General features: G+C 35.3%; 12 protein-coding genes. All 12 read right to left on the reverse strand.

The window, feature by feature from the left end:
• Window positions 1-3 precede the first annotated feature (3 nt).
• The gene (locus tag HMPREF2574_RS00290) at window positions 4-189 is read right to left on the reverse strand and encodes a helix-turn-helix domain-containing protein (protein ID WP_024052230.1); all 186 of its coding nucleotides are present in this window, start codon (window positions 187-189) and stop codon (window positions 4-6) included.
• 149 nt (window positions 190-338) lie between these two features.
• Entirely contained in the window at window positions 339-4,307 is a 3,969-nt protein-coding gene (locus HMPREF2574_RS00295; RefSeq protein ID WP_070812029.1) for an SspB-related isopeptide-forming adhesin, read from the reverse strand.
• Window positions 4,294-5,085: a hypothetical protein gene (locus HMPREF2574_RS00300; protein WP_024052232.1), complete on the reverse strand. Its 792-nt coding sequence runs from the start codon at window positions 5,083-5,085 to the stop codon at window positions 4,294-4,296. The genes HMPREF2574_RS00295 and HMPREF2574_RS00300 overlap by 14 nt, the downstream gene beginning before the upstream one ends.
• 18 nt (window positions 5,086-5,103) lie before the next feature.
• The gene (locus tag HMPREF2574_RS00305; protein WP_024052233.1) at window positions 5,104-6,162 is read right to left on the reverse strand and encodes a hypothetical protein; all 1,059 of its coding nucleotides are present in this window, start codon (window positions 6,160-6,162) and stop codon (window positions 5,104-5,106) included.
• Between the two features lie 13 nt (window positions 6,163-6,175).
• Window positions 6,176-6,523 (reverse strand): TrbC/VirB2 family protein, encoded by a 348-nt coding sequence (locus HMPREF2574_RS00310; protein WP_024052234.1) that lies wholly within the window; start codon window positions 6,521-6,523, stop codon window positions 6,176-6,178.
• Window positions 6,524-6,611: 88 nt separating this feature from the next.
• On the reverse strand, window positions 6,612-8,447 hold the full coding sequence (locus HMPREF2574_RS00315) for an AAA family ATPase (protein ID WP_024052235.1): 1,836 nt from the start codon (window positions 8,445-8,447) through the stop codon (window positions 6,612-6,614).
• Window positions 8,444-10,198, reverse strand: coding sequence for a type IA DNA topoisomerase (locus tag HMPREF2574_RS00320; protein WP_024052236.1), 1,755 nt, complete (start codon window positions 10,196-10,198; stop codon window positions 8,444-8,446). Before HMPREF2574_RS00320 ends, HMPREF2574_RS00315 begins: the two co-directional genes overlap by 4 nt.
• Before the next feature lie 114 nt (window positions 10,199-10,312).
• Entirely contained in the window at window positions 10,313-10,465 is a 153-nt protein-coding gene (locus HMPREF2574_RS10495; RefSeq protein ID WP_024052237.1) for a hypothetical protein, read from the reverse strand.
• A 110-nt stretch (window positions 10,466-10,575) separates the two neighbouring features.
• Window positions 10,576-16,590, reverse strand: coding sequence for a PBECR4 domain-containing protein (locus HMPREF2574_RS00325; RefSeq protein ID WP_257374074.1), 6,015 nt, complete (start codon window positions 16,588-16,590; stop codon window positions 10,576-10,578).
• Window positions 16,591-16,610: 20 nt separating this feature from the next.
• A complete protein-coding gene (locus HMPREF2574_RS00330; RefSeq protein WP_024052239.1) occupies window positions 16,611-16,871 on the reverse strand; it encodes a hypothetical protein in 261 nt (86 codons plus the stop codon).
• Window positions 16,872-17,133: 262 nt separating this feature from the next.
• Entirely contained in the window at window positions 17,134-19,488 is a 2,355-nt protein-coding gene (gene mobP2, locus HMPREF2574_RS00335) for a MobP2 family relaxase (protein WP_024052240.1), read from the reverse strand.
• An 11-nt stretch (window positions 19,489-19,499) separates the two neighbouring features.
• Complete coding sequence (locus tag HMPREF2574_RS00340; RefSeq protein WP_024052241.1) at window positions 19,500-19,958, reverse strand: hypothetical protein; 459 nt, start codon at window positions 19,956-19,958, stop codon at window positions 19,500-19,502.
• Window positions 19,959-19,974: the final 16 nt, after the last annotated feature.

The following is a 19,974-nucleotide window of genomic DNA, read 5'->3' on the forward strand; positions in this document are numbered from 1 at the left end:
ATGTCAAGTGTCTTGCTCAGAATTTTTGATGACTTTTATCAACTTTTCTGCTGTATCTAAAGTCATATTCCCGATTTTTCGCTGACCATTCATAAATTTTTGAATCGCAGTCACATCAATACCAGATTCTTTTGCAATACTATAGGCAGTACGCCCACTTTTTAATAATTCTTCAATTTCTTTTTTCATGCTTATAAAATGACTCCTATTGTGATGGATAACTTTATTATACGATACAAAAATAATGAATTCAACCGATACCAAAAAGAAAAGCTAGGCAAAACGCCTAGCTTGCTCCACCTGTCTGATCAAAGCTAAGAGTTTATCAGATTTTCTTTTTAATTTTCTTTATGTTTTTTCAGTCCGAACAATCCAAATCCTGCAAGCATACTCAAACCAAGTGCTACTAAACCTATTGAACTACGTTCTCCTGTTTGTGGTAAAGCTGGGGCTGGTGTCTTTGGTGCAGGGGTTGGTTTCTTAGGTTGTGGTTTTTCTGGTTCAGGTGTAGTTGTTTTAACCGTATTAGAAACAATTTCATGACCATTTACCACATTTTTGTAGGTGTTTTCAAATGTACCTGAAGCAATCCGCTTCATTTGAATCGCAGCATCTACATCAAATTCAGACGCATTATCTACTTTATCTAAGAAGTCTTGCTTCATAGAAATCTCGACAATTCCTTTGGCTTTGTCATACTTCAATTCTGCATATTGTGACAAGTCTGTACCTGCCTTAATCACTGAACCATCTTTCAATTTGATGTCAACCCCTGCAAGAGCTTTATATTCGCCAGTAAATTCATCACCTTTTTGGTCAAAATCATCAAAGAATCGATATTCTTTGAGTGCTTCACCACGATTAGCAGGCAACTTAGCTCCATCTAAATAGTAATAGAATTTATCACCCAGCTTAATCAATTTACCATCCAGATTTTGACCATTACCTAATTTATTGTAAACTCGTTTTTGGACTTTCAGCTCTGGTACATGATTGACTACTACATTTGAATAGTAGCCGTTACCAAATTGCACTTGGAAGGTTTGATTCGTGTATTTACCTGTAAAGCCTTTTTTGTTTTGCATTGGAGTATGGAAGAATAAGTCCATACCTGTTTGAACGTAGGCTTTGTAAAACTCTTCTGGTTTTTCCGCAACCCACATGTAAAATGCTCCTTTTGGAGAAATACCTGAACGATCAATCATATCATTTAAAGCTTTAGAGAGTGTCTTACAATCTAAAACATGATACATCTTCAATCCATTCACAGCTTTACCTTCAGCATCTTTCACTTGGAATCGACTTTCGAGCGGTGTTACTGCATCATCTTGGTAGTCCTCAATGTATGCAAAGCCTTTCGCAATCGCTTCTTTACCAGATTTATCACCCTTATTTGGACGATTCGCCCACTTAGAAATGTAGTAGTTGATTCCTTCAGGAAGCATTTCTTTGCCATCTACCAATGTTCCAGCAGCATTGTAATTGTGCTTTTCTGGTTTTAGTGGATCACGATTTGGATTTTTTGGATCGTTTGGTTTATTTGGATCTGGTTTTCCTGGTGTATGAATCAGGACTTTATTTGACTTGCGCACATAACCATTTGAACCACCACCGTTCACGACCATTTCAAAGACGTTTTCATAATCTGCAGCATCATTTTGAGGACGACCCCAAACAGATAAATCAGCTAATTTGTACTCTTTAGCTAAATCTTTATTAACCGAGGTAAGAGTAGCTGTGGTTGCCTTAAATGTCAACAAGTTTTCCTTCTCGCTATAAGCGACCTCATAACCTTTATTCGCTTCTTTTGTCTTTTCCAAATCCACTTTAAATCCTTGTGGTAAGTGGTCATTAAAAACTAATTGATTGATTGGCTTGCGACCTGCAGGTAACGTTTCTGTCTGCAAAACAAACCGATTTAGTGAATTCTTAGCCACATACTGACCATTGATGTTTACCTTATCCGCATTTTCAACTGCTTTTTGTACTTGCGGACGAGTAGATAATTTATAATCATGCACATGCACTGTTGGAACAACAGGCGGTATTGGTAATTTTTCAGTTGGTTTATATGTTGGTGTTGGTACGCCATTAACTGTAACCAAACTTAATTTAGCTTTTGGAGTTGGAACTGTTTTTTCCTTTTCTGGAGTAAAGTTCTTTGGAGTTTCCAATTTAGGAGTTGGAACTTCTTTCAATTTTTCTGGTATGAAGTTCTTAGGTTCTTTTGTCTTTCGATAACGTGGAGGTGTTGGAACACCAGTCGCCGCAAGCTCACTTGTAACTGTGAACCAAATAGATGGTGTAAAGCGACCTTCACCTTTACGATCACCTAATTTATCCCAAGATGTAACTGTAATGCCATATTCTGGGTTAGTACCCTTCAAGGATAAAGCACCCGCAAGATACCAATAATAAGGGCTGGTAGTGCTATCAATAATATTATGCTGATTTAATCCGAAATGATTACCATTTGAATTATCTTTCTCATTTGAATAAACCAACCCGTTATCGTGCTTAACAATTGAAGAACCTGAAATCTGGATGAAACGAGCTGTGTCTGATGGACGAGCTGTCTCTACGTGATTCTTATAAGCATTCAAACTTGATAGGGACAAAAGACCTTTTGATTCATTAGGATTATCTTTATTATCTTCAAAATTAATAAGATTTCCATCTGCATCATAGAATCGAGTTCTTAAACTAAGATCTAACTTATAATCTTTATTAGTATCTTTATAACGAGCTGCTACTTCAATACCCTTGGCTGGATTTTTAGAAAAACCAAAGACCACATCATCTTGGATATTTTCAGAGGTAGGCTTAACGGTAACATCTAGCTCCATCTTAGAGATAGCTCTACCTTTATACGACGAGTTTTTTAGATTCGTATAAGTAACTGTAACTGTTTTACCAACTTTAGAGTTGACCGCACCAAACTGATTACCTTCTCCCCCAAAGACAAAACCTGCCTTAGCTTTATACAATTCAAAATTTGAAGTTAAACGACTTGGATCTTTACTAATTTTTAAATCTTGTGCACTTGGTAAAGAGAAGTATGTTACATATTGTTGTAATTGATCTTCTCCTAGACCCATAGATTTCGTAATATCTTTAAATGCTTCATGCAAACCTTTAGCACTAATGTAACTATCAGCACCTTTTACATCAATATGAGCGTCAGCTTCATTCTTAAAAACAAGACCTTGGGAAACAACTTCACTCAAATACCCATCTTTTACTCTGTTTTTCTCAGCTTCTGCTTTTTCTTTTGCAACACGAGCATCTTCTGCTTTATTGTGCTCAGCAACCTTCTTATTGAAATCATCAATAGCAGCATTTTCTGCATCTACTTTTGCTTGACCTTCAACATTGCGTTTTGTGATGGCAGCATTTTCAGCTTCAACTGATTTCTTATGATCTAATTGAGCTTGATTCCGTTTAGCAATTTCTGCATTTTCTGCTTCTACTTTTGCTTTGCCTTCTGTGTTACGCTTCCGAACAGCTTCATTATAAGCTTTCGTATCCGCAATATCCTTGTCTTCCTGACGTTTTTCCGCAATATAAGTGTCAGTTGACTTCTGATTATCCGCTTTTACTTTTTCAACTTCTTTAGTATAAGCGTCATAAGAATCTTTGGTCGCTTCCACTTTGATTGCTTTTGTACTTTCAGATACTTTCACATCCTTAAATTCTGCCTTTACTTTATCTTTTGCCGTTGAAACAGCTTGATTGACATCTTGACCTGCTTTCTCAGCTTTGTCATGTGCTTCTTTTAAAGCGGCATTATCAGCTTTAATTTTAGCATTTGCTTGTTTAGTTTCTTCTACTGCTTTTGCATGATTATCTTTTGCTTTTACATAATCTTCTGTTGTTTTTTCAACAGCTGCTTTTTGTTTTGCTTGATCCGCTACAATTTCAGCCTGAGCTTTTTGTGTTTCAGTTAAGCTGTTTGTAGTCCCTTTATCAACGGGAGCGTCTTGCACCACTTCCACACCTTCTTTTTTAGCTGCTTGAGCTGCCTGATTCACTTGACTATTGTCAACCTGTACAGTTACATTTCCTTGTGCTCGACCAGCTTGATTCAACTGATTTTGTTGTTCAGCTGTTTTAGCTGGTTGGCTATCTGGCAAATTAGTAGCTGTATTTGCGGGTGCAACCGTTGTCGGCTCTTTAGCGACTTCATCTGCTTGTACACCATTAGTTGTCGCAACAGCCAAAGCAGCAAGTCCTAAAATAACTCCGCAAGTACCATAAGCCTTGATTTTGCGAATAGAGCCATACGTTTTTGATTCATTTGATTTCATTTTTTGGTTTCTCCTTAAATTTTATTAAAATAATTTTTTTTAATTTTGTTCCTACTGCAAGCAAAGATAGACCAATCAATGATAGCAGAGAACTAATGAATGCTTTCTCACCTGTTTTAGGTAATGTCTTTAATTCACCTGAAGCGGTTGTTACGGAAACCGTTTGATCCGGATTAACTGTTGCTCCAATGGAAGCAGCTGAAACAATAGAAGTTGTACCGTCTGCATTTGCAATAATCGGATTACTATTTTGGACTCCGACAATTGTAACTCCTGAATTTGTCGTGACTGGTTTGTTTGGTGCTACATCTTGCACCACTTGACCTGTAGCAGTTGAGGTTGTTCCAATTTGGCTTTTACCAGCTTGATTTGCTTCATCCGTTGTTTTGGGTTTTTCTTCTGGTTTTGGTTTTTCTTCATCCTTCTTATCTTCTGAAGAAGGTGTGCTTGGGTTCGGAGCTGGTTCAACAGGCTTTTCTGGTTCTGTTGAAGGTTCCGTAGAAGGATTTGTCGGATTTGAAGGAACAACCGGATCACTTGGTTTTGTACCAGGATTTTCCGGAGTCGGTTCAGCTGGCTTTTCTGGTTCTGTTGAAGGTTCACTTGGAGTTTCTGGAACTGGAAGACTTGGCTCTGCTGGTGTTTCAGGCTTTGGAGTCACCTCAGTAGAAGCACTTGGATCTACTGGAACGACTGGTGCATCCGCCAAGACCATTCCGGCATTGGCTAGTACAATCGTTGAAATACTTAGCATTGTTAATAGTTTATTTTTCTTCATTTAGATTTTCCTTTTCTTTTATTTTATATAAGTTGTTTCTATTGGCTCTTTAGTGATGACAAAGCCATAGGGGCTGGATTTCTTTTCTTTGGCAACGAGTGTTAATCGAACGCTTTTGATTCCATTATTTTGCTTTAAGGCAAGAACATAGGTTGCCGTATATTCACCAGCTTCATAGCTGATTTTTTCCAGAATAACAGATTGCAAGGTTCCTTCTTTTGGAACTGTATATTTTGCATTTCCTTTATCCAAAAAATCAGTTAATAACTGTTTGTTATTAGAATAGTAACTTGGTATAAAGTAACGACTAAAAACATCCAACCGATGTTCTTGTTTTTGTAATTGAGTCGTTTTTTCTAACTCTTGATGCAAAAACTGAACTTGTCGAGTCATTTGACTTTGATTAGTTAATATCCAAATGTTAATCCCTAAAGATAAACAAAGTAATAGGCTAGTTATTCCCAAAGTAAGATAAATTTTTTTCATAGGATGAGAGGATTGCTTTTGTTGCTGAAACTCATCTCTTTGAATAGAAACCTCAGGGCTACGAATGCTTCCTTTACTATGGACTTCTTCTTTACTTGGAAACAGTGGAAGAGAAGTCTCGCTAACATCTAAACTAGCTCGATAGCTAGGAAAAACTTGATTGATAAAATAATCTCTTTTTTCATCATAGCTATATGTAGAGAAGTCAGGTGTTGTCAAAATAGATTCCATTAAAGGTTGCAACAAATTTTGATAACTGGCATCTATCAAAAGAGGTTGGACAAATACTTCTCCTTTCGTTGTAATTCCTCCACCTTCTCTTCGACAAACAGAAACTTTTTCAATCAGAAATGATTCATATTCTCGCTTCATTTCTTGAAAAAGAACTTCTGCTTGTAAAAAGGTGAGGTAAGGAAGGGTTTCATCAAAATGAAATTGACCTTCAGCTAGAATATTCTCATCTAGCTCCTCTATTAAAGAATTTAGCTTTTCATCTTCTGCTGGAGAGTTGTTAGGAGTCCAGGTAACTTGCACAAATAATTCATCTTTTATGGGACATTTCCTTGCTTTATTTAGAAGTTTAAATGCCATAACTACCTACTTTCTAACTTTTAACAAAGTTATAAAACCACTCTACAATACTTGGACCAGTAGATACAACGATGATACCTATAGCAATGGCTAACCAGTGCTTTTTAATAGCTGCTTTTATTTCTCGTCCTCCTAAGCTATAGACAAGACCAGTAAAAACAAGTCCCAGTCCAAATAGAAAAATGCTAATACCTTGTATTTTAGTGATTCCTTGTTGTGCAAGGTTTTTACTTTTTTCAAACGGATCTGCTGCATACACAATATGAGCAGATACACTTGTTAAGAAAAGAGCAAGGGAGGAGAAATAGATTTTACTTTTATTTCTCACCTTAGTTAGTTGTGTTGTCAAATATGATTTCATGATTTTCCTCCTTTATTCTCATTTGACTTCCTTATTTTAAGGGATAATAATTTTTTTGTTTTTAATGGGACAAATCAGAAAAATTTTTTCAGTTGAATAAATAGTTTGACTGATTTAAAACATTAAATTGCAATTGACGTGGGTCTTTTCGGGGATTACTTTCTTCTTTTTCTCCTTCTACTTGAATATGAACAACGTACTGATGGGCTTTTATATTCGGAAGTTTTAAAATAATATCTGAAATAGGAGCTTGAATTTTTCTTTTCAATAATCGTTCAAGTGGACGAGCACCATTTTTAGAATCTGTTCCGATATCTACTAAATAATCCAGAACAGCTGGGTCATAAGATAAGAACAATCCCTTTTTATTCGTTCGCTCCTCGATTTCTTTCATATTTTTCTCCACGATTTCTTCTAAATCTTCTCTTTCGAGTAAATTGAAAATCACTTTGTATTCAATCCGATTTAAAAATTCAGGGCGAAATTCTGTTTTGAGTTCAATTTCCATACTAGCTTCAAATTGAATTTGTTCCCGTTCTGTTAAATGACGAAGACTGCCTTTCATAGCAGCTTTTGTCAAAAGCTTTTCTTGACCAATATTCGTTGTCATAATCACAATAGTATTTTTGAAACTGACTAATCTTCCGGTCGCATCCGTTAATCGACCATCATCAATCACCTGAAGAAGAAGATCATAGATGTCTGGATGAGCTTTTTCAATTTCATCAAGCAAAATGACGGAATAAGGTTTTCTTTTGACTCCTTCTGTTAAAAGTCCCTTACTCCTACGATTTCTATCTCCAATCAATTTAGTGACATCACCTTTTTGAGAGTATTCTGACATATCAAATCGAATCAACGCTTCTTCATCATCAAATAATCCTTCAGCCAGAGCTTTTGACAATTCTGTTTTCCCAACTCCAGTTGTTCCTAAGAAAAGAAGAGATCCAATTGGCTTGTTTTCGTCTTGCATTCCAGCTTGACTAATTTTAATCACTTCTACAACAGTTTTGATAGCTTCATCTTGTCCTTTTACTCGCTGATGAAGCTTTTCTTCTAAAGAATCTAAGCGTTCTTTGTTTCCCTTTAAAACAGTAGTTACTGGAATACCAGTTTGCTTCTTCAGCACTTCTGCTATTTCCTGTTCTGTAACAAATTCTTGTCCCTTTGAAGAAACTATAGTAGCAGCCTCATCAATCAAATCAAAAGCTTTATCAGGAAGAAAGCGATCGGGAATATAACGGGTAGATAGTTTCACGGCTTGACAAACAGCTTCATGACTGATTGAAACATTATGATAGTCTTCATAAATTTCTTTTGCTTGCCCCACAATTTCAATCGCTTGTGCAATTGTTGGCTCTTTAATGAGAATTGGTTGGGTTCTGCGTTCCAAAGCACGATCTTGTTCAATATACTCATGAAATTCATCTAATGTAGTAGCACCAATCAACTGAATCTCTCCACGAGACAAAGAAGGTTTCAAAACATTTCCTGCATCTAGTGATTCTCCATTCTGACTCCCAGCACCGACCACTGTATGAAATTCATCAATAAAGAGTAGATTTTGACCAGGAGTTTTCTTTAATTCATCAATGATGTTTTTCAGTTTTGTGATAAAACTTCCTTCGCTCTCATTCATTAAACTAGACAATTCAAGGGAACGGACAGTTAAGCCTTTTAATGTTTCGGGAACACGATTTTGTAAGATTTCCAAAGCTAATCCTTCTAAAATTGCTGTTTTCCCAACTCCAGGTTCACCAATCAAAATAGGATTATTCTTCGTTCGTCTGCAAAGAGAGATAATAACAGCTTGAATTTCTTCTTCTCTTCCGTACACTTGATAATCCTTTGGCTTTTGACTAATTTTTTGAGATAAATTCTCTGTAAATTGGTCTAAAAAAGGAGTCTTTGATGCCTGATTCAACTGCTCTCACCTCTTTCCTCAGTAGCTACAATCTGCTTCTTCAATTTTTCTTTAATCGCATCCACAAATTCTCGTGGGTTAATTTTTCCTTCACCAATTTGAGATAAGAAATTTTCCCATCCCCCTGTTGTTTCTGGATTAGAAAATTCATTATCATATAAAAAGTTAATTAGGAGATAAGCTTTATTCGTTGGTGTAAATTGACCTGTTTTCTTATCTTTTGTGACATACCCCCTATCTTGAATCGTCTGAATAATAGCTGCCTTTGTAGCTGGAGTTCCAAGACCATATTTTGAAAAAATAGAACCAATCAACTGACTTTCTGTAATGCGTTTAGGTGGTTTTGTCACTTCTTCACAAACGGAAATGATACTAGGAACTTTTTGATCCACTTGATAATGAGGCAAGAAGACATCTTTTCGAATAGTTTGATTCGCCCACTCTCCCCAACCTAAACGAACCATCCTTCTTCCACGTGTCACAAATTCTAAACCTTGATTTTTCAATTGAACAGTTGTTGTTTCATAACGACAATCTTCCGCAAACATTAGAATAGTTCTTCTTGTGACTGCCTCATAAATCAATCGTTCTTGAGCTGTTAAAGAAAGTAGATCAGGAATTTTTTCAGTTGGAATCAGCGCATAGTGACTGTTTTCCCCAATTTTTTCAGGATTTACATAGTTTTTTCTTGCTTCAGGGTGTGCCACCTCAAAAGGGCATTGCAATACGTGTTGATAAGCAGTTATATTACTTGATAGATAATCAAATTCTTCTTGAGTGATATAGCGACTATCCGTTCGAGGATAAGACAAATATTTTTTAAGATAAAGCCTCTCTACTAACTGCTCTGTCATAGAAGCATCAAACTTCCAACGCTTAGCAGCATACCCCTGCAAGTCAGACAAGCAAAATAGAGGAGGGGCTGCCTTTACATGTTCTTCTGATTCAATTGAAGAAACTGTAGAAATCTCTGACAAGTTTCTAGCTATTTTAAATACTTCTTCGCTATCATAGTAAGGTTCAGAGTTTGAAAAGACGATACCCGTTTGCTTATCTTCTAGCTGTAATTTCCAATAAGTCTGTGGAACGAAATTTCTTATGCTAATATCGTTTTCACATAAAATCCGAACTGTAGGTGTTTGAACACGACCAACTGAAAAAAGATTTTCTTTCTTTCGTAAGACTTTTCCTGAATGTTGAAGGGACAAGGTTACAAAAGGGGATAAGTTCATCCCTACTAACCAATCACTTTGCGCACGGGCTTCTGCTTCTAAATAATAGTTATAAGTCTCTGTTGGATCTCTTAAATTTTGAAAAGAGCGTTGTAAACCTTTTGTGGTCATAGAGTGAACCCACAATCGTTTCCAAATTTTTTCTTTTCCTCCTGGAATATGAGACAGAATAGAATAAGCAATCCGCTCTCCTTCACGATCAGAATCTGTTCCAATAAGAACACGATCTGATTTTTTAACTTCTTGATAGATAACATTAAAACGATTCTTGCTTTTCTTGTCGTCTTTTAAGTGCTGTTTAAAAGATACATCTAGTAAAGGGAGTTTTTCTAAATCCCAGTTGTTATTTGGAGGTTCATATTCAAATAAGTGTCCTTCTGCTGCAACGATATGAATTTCTCCTTCAAGGTAAGGACTCTGTTGAACAATCCATGTCATTCCTTTTTTGCGACCTTCTCCTAATGCAGCTGCATAGGTTGCCGCCTGATCATCTTTTTCTGCTAATAAAACGGTAATCATTGTTTCTCCTTTGGATTGAATGAAAGGCTAAATTTACAGCCATATTAAGTGAATATTCCATCATTATAGTAGTAGCGCTCATGGTCTAGTTCACCTCAAACTCGTAACCCACTGCTACAGCGCCGCAATAATAGGAAGGAGAAGACAGCATAGAAAATAAAATAGGTCAAAATACTTCATGAATTTAGCCGATTCTTCCTCTTTCTTATCTTCCTCTTCTTTAGCTAGCTTAATATTTTTTCTTTGAAGTTTATCCTCTATATCCATTTTGGCTCCTTTCATTTTTTAACATTAGTTTAAAGGATAATGATTTTTTGGTTTTTAATGGGACAAATCAGAAAATAAAAAAGATACTCCAAAAAAGGAGTACCTATTTTTTACATTTTTAAGCTTTTGTTTGGAAATCGAGAGCCAAAATTCTGTCCTCTATTTCTATTCAACTGATAAGGTTTTGTGTGTTTCTCAACACTTTTTATAACGCATGAAACAGTCTTGTGAATACGAGTCATGGATTGATTTAACTCTTTATCATTCAACTCCTTCAATTGATTTGTCCAATGCGACATATACTGAATGGCTTCCTCACTGGTATCTAGTCCAAAATGCTTAGAAACCAAGTAACTGGTCATTTCTGCTTCCAACTCTTTTCTTCCAGTTGAAAGATGGAGTTCATTTTTTCCTTCATGAAAATTATGTAGCGTAGCATGAGCTAACTCATGAATCGTTGTACCAATTTTCTCTCCGATTGAATTATCAGGATTTAATAAGATTTTCTGGTCATTTGGATAAAAAGCACCTTTAGCATTTCCTAAAACATGATGCTCATCTGTTGAAATAGCAACTCCAAGCTTTTGAGCATAGTCTTGAAGTCCTAGTAGAACCTCTTTTGTTTTAACTTTGTCTGTTTCAAAGTTGTAATGACGATTCGGCATCGCTTTAGGATAAGCTTCTGGTTTTAGATTCGTTTGGCTTAGTTCAAATACTTTATATAAGGTGAATTTCCCTTGCCCCTTCAACAAATCTCGTACCTGAAATCGAACAACCTTCAGTTTTCCTTCAGCAATCAATTGTTTTTCTTCTAAAGAGGCTTCTTTTTTCTTCTTAAATTTTGGATGCCCTTTACCATTGATTACCTGTTTTCCATTCTCATCGAAAACCGGAATCATCTCTTCCATTACTGGACGAAAAAGAGTGATTTGTGCATGTTCTCCAGCTTTGACAGACAAGGTTTGTTTAGTTACCTCTTGACTGTTACCTGTCCTCTTATTAGTAAAAGTATTAGTTGTTTGAACAACATCATCAGAACTGATTCCTAATGTTTCTCCTAACGCTTTCCATTGATTAAAGGTTGCTACAGCATTTGCTCCCGGCCATTGTGCTTGAACTAAGGCAGCATTTCTAGGAGATAGAGTTGGAAATTTACTCATAAAATCCATATAATGAGCTAACTCTTCTGGTGATTGAGTAAACTCACGAATCTTTTGAAAAGCTATTTCACTTAGTTCATAAGCAGAAGCCTTCGCATAATCAAATGGAACATCTGAAGAAAATTCTTCAACTTGACTCTTTTGTTGATTCTCACCAAACTGGTTTTCTTTCAAGAAAGCATCTACTTCTTCTTGTGAATAGAGACCTTTAGAAACTTCTTCTGAAAGAATCTGTTCAACTAAGCCTTCTAAATTATCCTCAATTTGGAAGTCATTTCCCCAGTCACTACCATAAGCTAGATAGCCAAGTATTTGATTATCTTTTAAAACAGCTAAACTCCAAGGAGCTGGCTGTTCTGTTAAAGATTCAACAGCAGTTGAACTATGAACAGCTAATTCTAATTGATAGTCATCTCCAAATGCTTCCTGATGAGTATAGAGCACGCCCCCATTTGTCAGAGATGAGCCAATCAAATCACCTTCTCTTGATAATTTCTCCTGAAGTTCAGGAATTGAAGCTAATAAAGCCTCTTTTTGGGTTTGTTTTGTAATCTCTTCAACACGTCTTGCCAAGCCATCTTTTAATTCTTGCTTGGGAGAGATTGCGGAGACTTCTTGACCCATTTCAGCGTCTTCTGATACCGATTCAATAACATTCAAAGATCTGTCTAAGTCTTTCCCTAATTCCTGATTAAGACTTTGATTTTCCAGCTGAAAAAGTTGTTCATTTTGTAGCTCGATTCTCTCAAGAATTTCTTCGTATTGTCTATTTTTTAAGACTGACAACATTTCCTTGCCATCATCCTTAACATAATCGTCATTGATAGCCAGTTGCTCTATTTGACCATTACGTTCACGGTAAATACCAAGAATTGTCTTTTCAGTCAACTCTTGTACATTGGTTGCCAATTCTCCTTTTAATTTCATCAAAGAAGCTGGTATCTTCTCGTTTCCTGTATCTTTGAACAACAGAAGAAAATCTTCATCCTTTGATTTAATGGCTTCGCTCATGTTCAGATTATGCAGTTTTTCAACACTAGTTAAATCATCTAAAACAAATGATTGTGGTTCTAAAATATCCTGCAGCATGGGAAGAACCTGCAATTTATCTTTAATTGCATTACTGATTAACACTCCATCATAAGAACCATAACCAGACGCAAAATCTTCCAAAAAGTCTGCAGCTCCTTTTCCTTCTTCAAAAGGTCTAATTCCTGAAAGATGAATAAAGTTTTCTTTTTGGAAAGTAACTTCTAAGATATTTTCAATTCCTCTATCTGCATAGATAAAAATAATCTTACTATCTGCAAGTTCATCTAAATACCAGCGTGCTGTAGATTGAATAGATGGTGCATATTGATTTAACCGCTTCAAATCTACTGGTGTTATTGGATGATAGTTTCCTATTCTTTTTTGCACTTCCACATAATTTGTGGTAAAATGTAAGTAAGGATAGGATGATGTAGGGCGGCTGGTAACAGACCGTTCAAAGGTACTTGTTTCAAGTACGGGTGAGGTGCTACCTTCAGCTTCGGGCTGTAAAGAACCCGTGCCACCATTGGTCCTATCAACCATTTGCTCTTGAGCTTGCTCAGGAGCTTTTTTGATGCTTTCAGTTACTTGGATAGATGATTGATCGCCAAAATAATTTTGATCAATCTCTTTTGCAATGGTTAGGTATTTAGGAGGTAAATAATTTTCACATTCCTCTGATAATCTAGTGGTCGGATCCCCTAAATCAAATCGAATATCTTTTACAAGTTCGTTGTTATTCTCATCTAATAAAGCAAAGTAAGTTTTATCATAGCCATTTTGCAAGGCGACTGATTCTGTACGGCGACGAATCATTTCAGGATAGAAATCTTTTACAAACTCCTGATAAAGGACAATATCACCTTCATGATACTTATTCGATAGAACCTGATTTTCCGAGAAAGCAAAAGCAACTTGTAATTGCGGTTTCACCTCAACATGTTCTTTAATAATATGTTCCCGCTGAAGAGACTGACGATTCAGCAAGTCCTCTACTTTATTCTTCTCATCTTCTGTTTTTGGCTGATACTTCCAATTAGAAGAGATTTGGAAGTTTCCTTCCTCAGTCATCTCTAATGCAACTCTTCTCAGACCTTTCACAAAATAAGTATCCGGTCGTTTTTGCCATTGATTGACAAGTCCTTCATCAATTAGAGATTGAGCTGCAGACTGAATAGTCACACCTTCTGCTTTATTTTGAGCAGCTTCTAATCGTTCCAGTTCCTGACGATAACGTTTAATGGTCTCTTTAGTAAACATTGATTCTCCACGATCAGCTTTTTCGATTTCTTCTCTAATTTTAGGAATATTTTGTACACTCATTTCAAGACCATTTCCCTGACGGTTAAGTCCTTTTTCTTTGAGTTCTTTTTGGTATTGCAACTTTTCTACTCTCTCTTCTTGCTTTTTAATTTCATCCATTGTAGAAAAGACCTTATTTTCCAATTGCTCTTGTTTTTTAAAGAATGCAGCTCCATTTCGCTTATCATTCATTGGCTGACCGTTTGTTAAGTTTTGATGTTCTTGAGCCGCTTGAATTGAGTTATCCAATTCTCCTTTTAAACGATTTAATTTTCGTTGAGCTTGAGCCAAACGGCTATTGTCTTTCTGATCCTTTTCTTGTGTAATATTTTTCAATGAGTCTTCATTTAGCAGCCCCTCCTCTTGAGCAATGTCCTTTTCTGGGGAAATCACTTCTACAGATCTATCTTTTAATTTATCTAGAATTTGTTCATATACATCTACTGAAATTTCAGTTTGTCCAGTAGAATGTTCAAGATATTCTAACAAGTGATAAGGAACTAGCTGATAAAAATAGTTATTATTTGGTGTATCTATCTGATTTGCAGGATAGCTAAGAATATTCCATGTATCTCGCCCTAAGCTGTTTAGTGGCTCACTAATAGACTTACCCCAATTCTCTGCTGTTAGACTATCTATCCGTTTGTTAAGATTGTAAGCACTGATTGCGACCTCTTCTGAGAAAATAGTAGAGGTGTCAGAACGTCCTAGTTCTTTTTGAATCCCTTTTAATAACTGGTACATTTGATTTTGTTCGGGTGTGCCTTTTTCTTTGAAACGCTCAATATTCGTTTCGTTAATACTTTCAAAGAAAGAACGATGCTCTTTTAGTGCATCTAACGCTTCCGGTCTCAGTTGCTGCATTGGGTAGCTCCAACCTGTATAGTTGACTAAAGTATAGAAGTAAACCTCGTCAGATAAATGAATACTTAATTGTCCTCTCTGAATCTTATTTTGAACACTCTCTGTTAATGTTTTAATATTGCCAGTCAAACTACCATAACTAATTTGATTAGCGTAACTACGATCTGCTTCTTGAGCTAATTCAAGATAGGCAGCTGGTAGATTGTAGTCTTTCAAATCCTCGGCTATTGTGTTCCTTTCATTACCAATATCAAAACGAAGATTGTCTGTTAAACGATTCCCTTTTTCATCTAGTAAAGCAAAGTAGGTTTTATCATACCCTTTCTTTAATGAAGATATTATAGTCCAGTCATTTTCTTCGTAAAGTACATTTACAAAATCTTTGTAGGAGATCCTTTCTCCTGAAGAAAATGTCTCCGAAATCTTACGATTTTCAGAAAAGTTAAATTCTACTTGAAGATGAGGAGGTGTTAATTTTTCTATTTCTTTTTGGCTTGCACGATCTTGTAGTAACCCTTCAGTAAAAGCTATCAAAGGTTCTATTTCCTCTTTCATTAAAATTCCTTTAGAAGTCACTACTTTTACTTTATCAGAAGTCAATTCTTTTTGTTTAAAAACGGCTAGTTCTTCAGGATAATAGCCATGATAATGATAATCTTCATTCTCTCTATCAAAACTATAAACATGATAGATTGCTGTTCCAGAAGTGGTTGGTCGGGTGAGATAATCATTCCAATCCGCTTTGTCCCGATTTCGATATAAGATTGGCGGAATATCAATTTGAATAGGAATTTCTTTCTTTAGAAAATTCGTAATAAAATTGTGACCTGCAGTATCATTATCCACTGCTAAAGTAATCATATCAGAACGTTTTCCATCTTTGAAGAATCCGTTCTGAGCTGCAATATTGACACCATCTGCCAATTGTTCACGTGACCAATTAAGCGGTCGTCCTGATAACTCTGATTGTAATTGACCCAAATGAAAGCCTACTGTTGATTCTTTTAAACCATCCATAGCCACTAAGCGTACATCATTCAAATGATCTTTATTTGCTTGATAGTAGCTCATTAAATCAATTGAACTTTCTGCAAAAACAAGGCGTTTAGGATTTCCTACATCAACACTAAATCCTTGCATGCTATCTGAATTTTGAATAATTTGCTTCAAACGACCACGTTCAGGATGTTGAACTCGATTTTCTACAATCCCTTGCAAACTAGCACCAACTAGCTTCCCGTCTAAATCTTTATACTTAAAGACAATGACAGGTTCAAAATAATCTCCCTTTTTTCTAGTAGCTTCTGCCATTTTTCCAGAAGTTAAAAAGAAATTGATTGTTTCATCAGAAAGACCTCTTTCATTTTTTAAATAGTTTCTAGCAATTTCAAAGTCAGGATGCTCATATTTTTCCATAAGATAACGGAACGGTTCTTGTTTCTCTTGCTTTCCACTATAATCAAATGTTTTAAAGACACCATCATTTAAATAATCAATTGCTTGATTAAAATTGATTTCTTTTATTGTTTCAACCAAAGCAATCACATCACCGCCCTGATCTCTAGAAAACCATTTCCAAACATTTTTGTTTGGAGTAATGACTAAGCTATCATGTTCTTTCCAACGATAATCACGACCAGCTCTTTCTAATTCCATTCCTAATTGTTCCGCAACATCCAAAATATCACGTGAACGAGCTAAATCTACCCTTTCTTTTCGACTTTTACTACCATAATTTGCCGATTTCGAGGTTGTTTCGTTTACCATATTTAAACTCCTTTCTCTTTTTAAAAGCATTCATATTCTAAGCAAGGTTCTGCTTCTTCTGGCTGAAGAAATAGTTCTTTTGGTAATTGAACTAACTCACCTTTACCAAGAGATTGAAACAGCTCAGGATTATCTTGATAACTAATAACCATCTCTAAATCCTTATTTTTACCCAAGCCTTCATAGAGGACTTGATAAGTTGATGGATTAATAGAACGAATCAACCAATCTTCATCAAAATCAAATTTTTCAATTTGAACATCTGGAAAATATAGTTTCATAATGAAAACTCCTTTCAATTTTACTTTTAGTGTAAGAGATAATTAAAATTCTTGTTTTAATGGGACATTTCAGAGTTAAAAATCGCCACAAAAAAAGCCTTCAATATAAACTTGAAAGCCCTTTTTTATTGATTCAATTAACAAGTGACGTTAATAGGTTCTCCAGTTTGCCAATCGTATGGTATAATAAAGTTTGGGAGTTGCTCTCTAACAACATGACGTACTAATATATTTTTGTTAGTGCGTTTTTTATTTTTGGACTTTATATTTGTTGCGCTTGCTCTTCTCTTTCAGCACGTTCATCGGCTCTTACTTTTTCCATAAAGGCTCGCATATTTCCTTTTTCCGCATTTTTTAAAGCAAGAGTCAAACCACGCATAAAATCTTTTGATATTTTTAAAGGTGCTTGACTTTGTTGCAAACTCAATTGTCTTATCTGCTGCTTTTCTTGCATACTTTTAGAAACAGCTTGAGCGATTTTACTTTGTTTCTCACTTTCAGATTCAGGTAATAATTTCCGATATAATTTTTTTAATTCAGAAAAATGAATGACGTTTTCTTTTTTTAAGTTTTTTATTTGACTATCATCTTTAGTCTCAGCAATAATCTGGTTATTGTTGTAAATACGATGTTTCACCTGAAAAATAGTCACATGCGTCTTTAGTTCATCTATATAGCCCTCTTTTGTCATCTCCTGCCCTTTTAATAGGGAAAGGATACTTTTATCTTCAAGAGACGAAACAGCTCTTATTTCAGCATTTAAACGGTTTATAGGGACTTGGATTTTTTCAGCCGAAGCTTTTGAAATTGAAAATTGGACACTATCTTCAAATTTTTGAGATAGTTTTTCTTTTTCTGCAAGCTCCCCCTTTTTTAGTTTAAAATTCGGAGTCAGTTGAAATTCGATATGTTTTAGTCGCTCTTCTATCTCTATTTTTTTAAAAGTAACAAAAGTTTGGTCATTTTTTAAAGGGTTCATCTGCTCTAATAAACGTTTTTGAATTAACAAAGTTGCCTGCTGCTCTTTTAACAAACTTAATTTTAAAGCATAGCGGAAAGTTCCTAATTCCTGACGCTCTTTCTCTGTTCGATTTGCTTTATTTTTAGCAGCATCCACTAGCTCTTTTAATTCATCTGAAGATAACAAAGATAACTGTTTCAAATTCATTCTTTTATTCAGAACATCTTCTTGTACTTGACTAATGTCGTAAGCTTTAGTTGGAACAAAAGTTGGCTTCTCAGCTTTGTTTCCATTAACTTCAGGTTTTAAAATTATAATAGGTATAGCTTCTTCAGGGACAAGATAGCCCATTTTCTCCCAAACATCAGCTAAGTGTACAAACGTAGCATCTGGACACTGTTGTCGAATCCTTTCTTGATTTCCTTTAGAAAAGTCTTCTATATTATTTTTAGGTTCGACATTGGCAATTCTAGGCACCTCTTGCTTAAATTTTTGTAGAATCTGATTTCCTAAACGCTCTCTCAATTCATGTTCTCTTCGATGAATCAATTTTTCAATCTCATACCCTTTAGACTGTCCTTGGATGCGAACAGCTTTTCCGTTCACGTATCGCAGCTTTTCGTAAGTTTGATTTTTTTCAGCTGAATAAACTCCTTCGTACATTTCTAAAAATTCTCTTGTTTCCGTAAGAAATTTCTGATAATCTTCTTTCCCTTCGTTTTCAAAGTAGGAGTCAAGATATTTGTTTATAAAGAATTTACTGACTGCAAAATCTTTCGCATTAGAAGCATACCGCCATTGTTTTTCAAAAGGCAAATGATTATAAGCCTGCTCCAAAAAATTTTTTTCAGCTGAAAGCGTCACTTGATTATTTTTAAAAACATTTGTTAAAAGATCAGATTTGAGATTAGCCAAAACTTGTTCTTTTCTGACAATCATATTACGAGTCTGTTCATTGATTAGTCCATGAAATACATCACTTTTTAGCTGCTTAATAGTTTTTTGAGAAAAGTTACCTCGATATTCCATTCGACCACGTGGACGATAAAAAATCTTTTCCCGATTTGAATTGATTTCAGAAAGTCCAATATGAACATGAATATTATCTGTATTGAGGTGAATATTTCCCCACCAAAAAGCTGAATCTGAAAGTCCTTCTTTTTGAATGACTTTTGGCATAGCTTCACGGATAACATTTTTAATTGCTTGTTGATCAACATGACCAGTTGCTTTATCATACAACCCTTCTTGAGCCAAAAATTCATTATCAAACGAGATGACTCCTTGCCAAAGCAATGACCCATTTTGATAAGCTTCTTCTAAATTTCTTTTTAATTGATCCACACGTTTTGTTTGAAGATAATTAGCATCTTGATTAAAGACAGCAGTCCATTCCTGATTTTGTTGTTCAGTCGCATAAGAACGATTCATATAATCAATGTATTCTTTAAAATTTAAATTTTGTTCAGGAACAGCTTTTTTGATTTCTTTAATTTGTTCTTCTGTCAAATCTTCAATCACTTGCTTGTGATTTTCTAAAGATAACTCATTCTCTAATTCAACAGCTTCATCTCGATTTGTATAGTCAACATACTGAGCATTTGCTTCCGTATATTGCAGCATAAAAGTGATCTTTGGACTCGTTATTTCACTCACTTAAAACCTCCTTAATGAGAATGTTTGACAGTTTGACCTCGTGCAATGTCTTCCTGAATCACATCCTGAATTCGAGCCAATAATTCGTGTTGTTTAGGATCTAATTTTGAATAAACTGATTCTAAATCCTGCACATCCCATTCCTCACCCTTTGTGATTGAATGGAAATTAGTTAATTCAAGATAAAGTAATTGATCCATCTGCTTCTTCAACTGTTTAATTGCTCTTTGACTTTCATCTGGAGAAGTTTCAACGTCCTGTTTCAATCGAGCCATTCGTTCAAAGTAACTCATTTCGTTTCCTGTTTCAATGAATAATTGATAAAAAGTTTCCAGTAGAATTGTAAACGTTGAGGAAACTGTCTGTTTGTGAGAAAGAAATTTATTTTCTTCTCTTCCCAAATAAGTAACAACCTCTTCAAACTTCTGCAATTTTTCTTCATTACAATAAATAGATAATCTCGATTTCATTTGTTTTATCGTACTC

Origin of the sequence: Streptococcus sp. HMSC034E12, assembly GCF_001835915.1 — a bacterium.
In the GTDB taxonomy this organism is placed as follows: domain Bacteria; phylum Bacillota; class Bacilli; order Lactobacillales; family Streptococcaceae; genus Streptococcus; species Streptococcus vaginalis.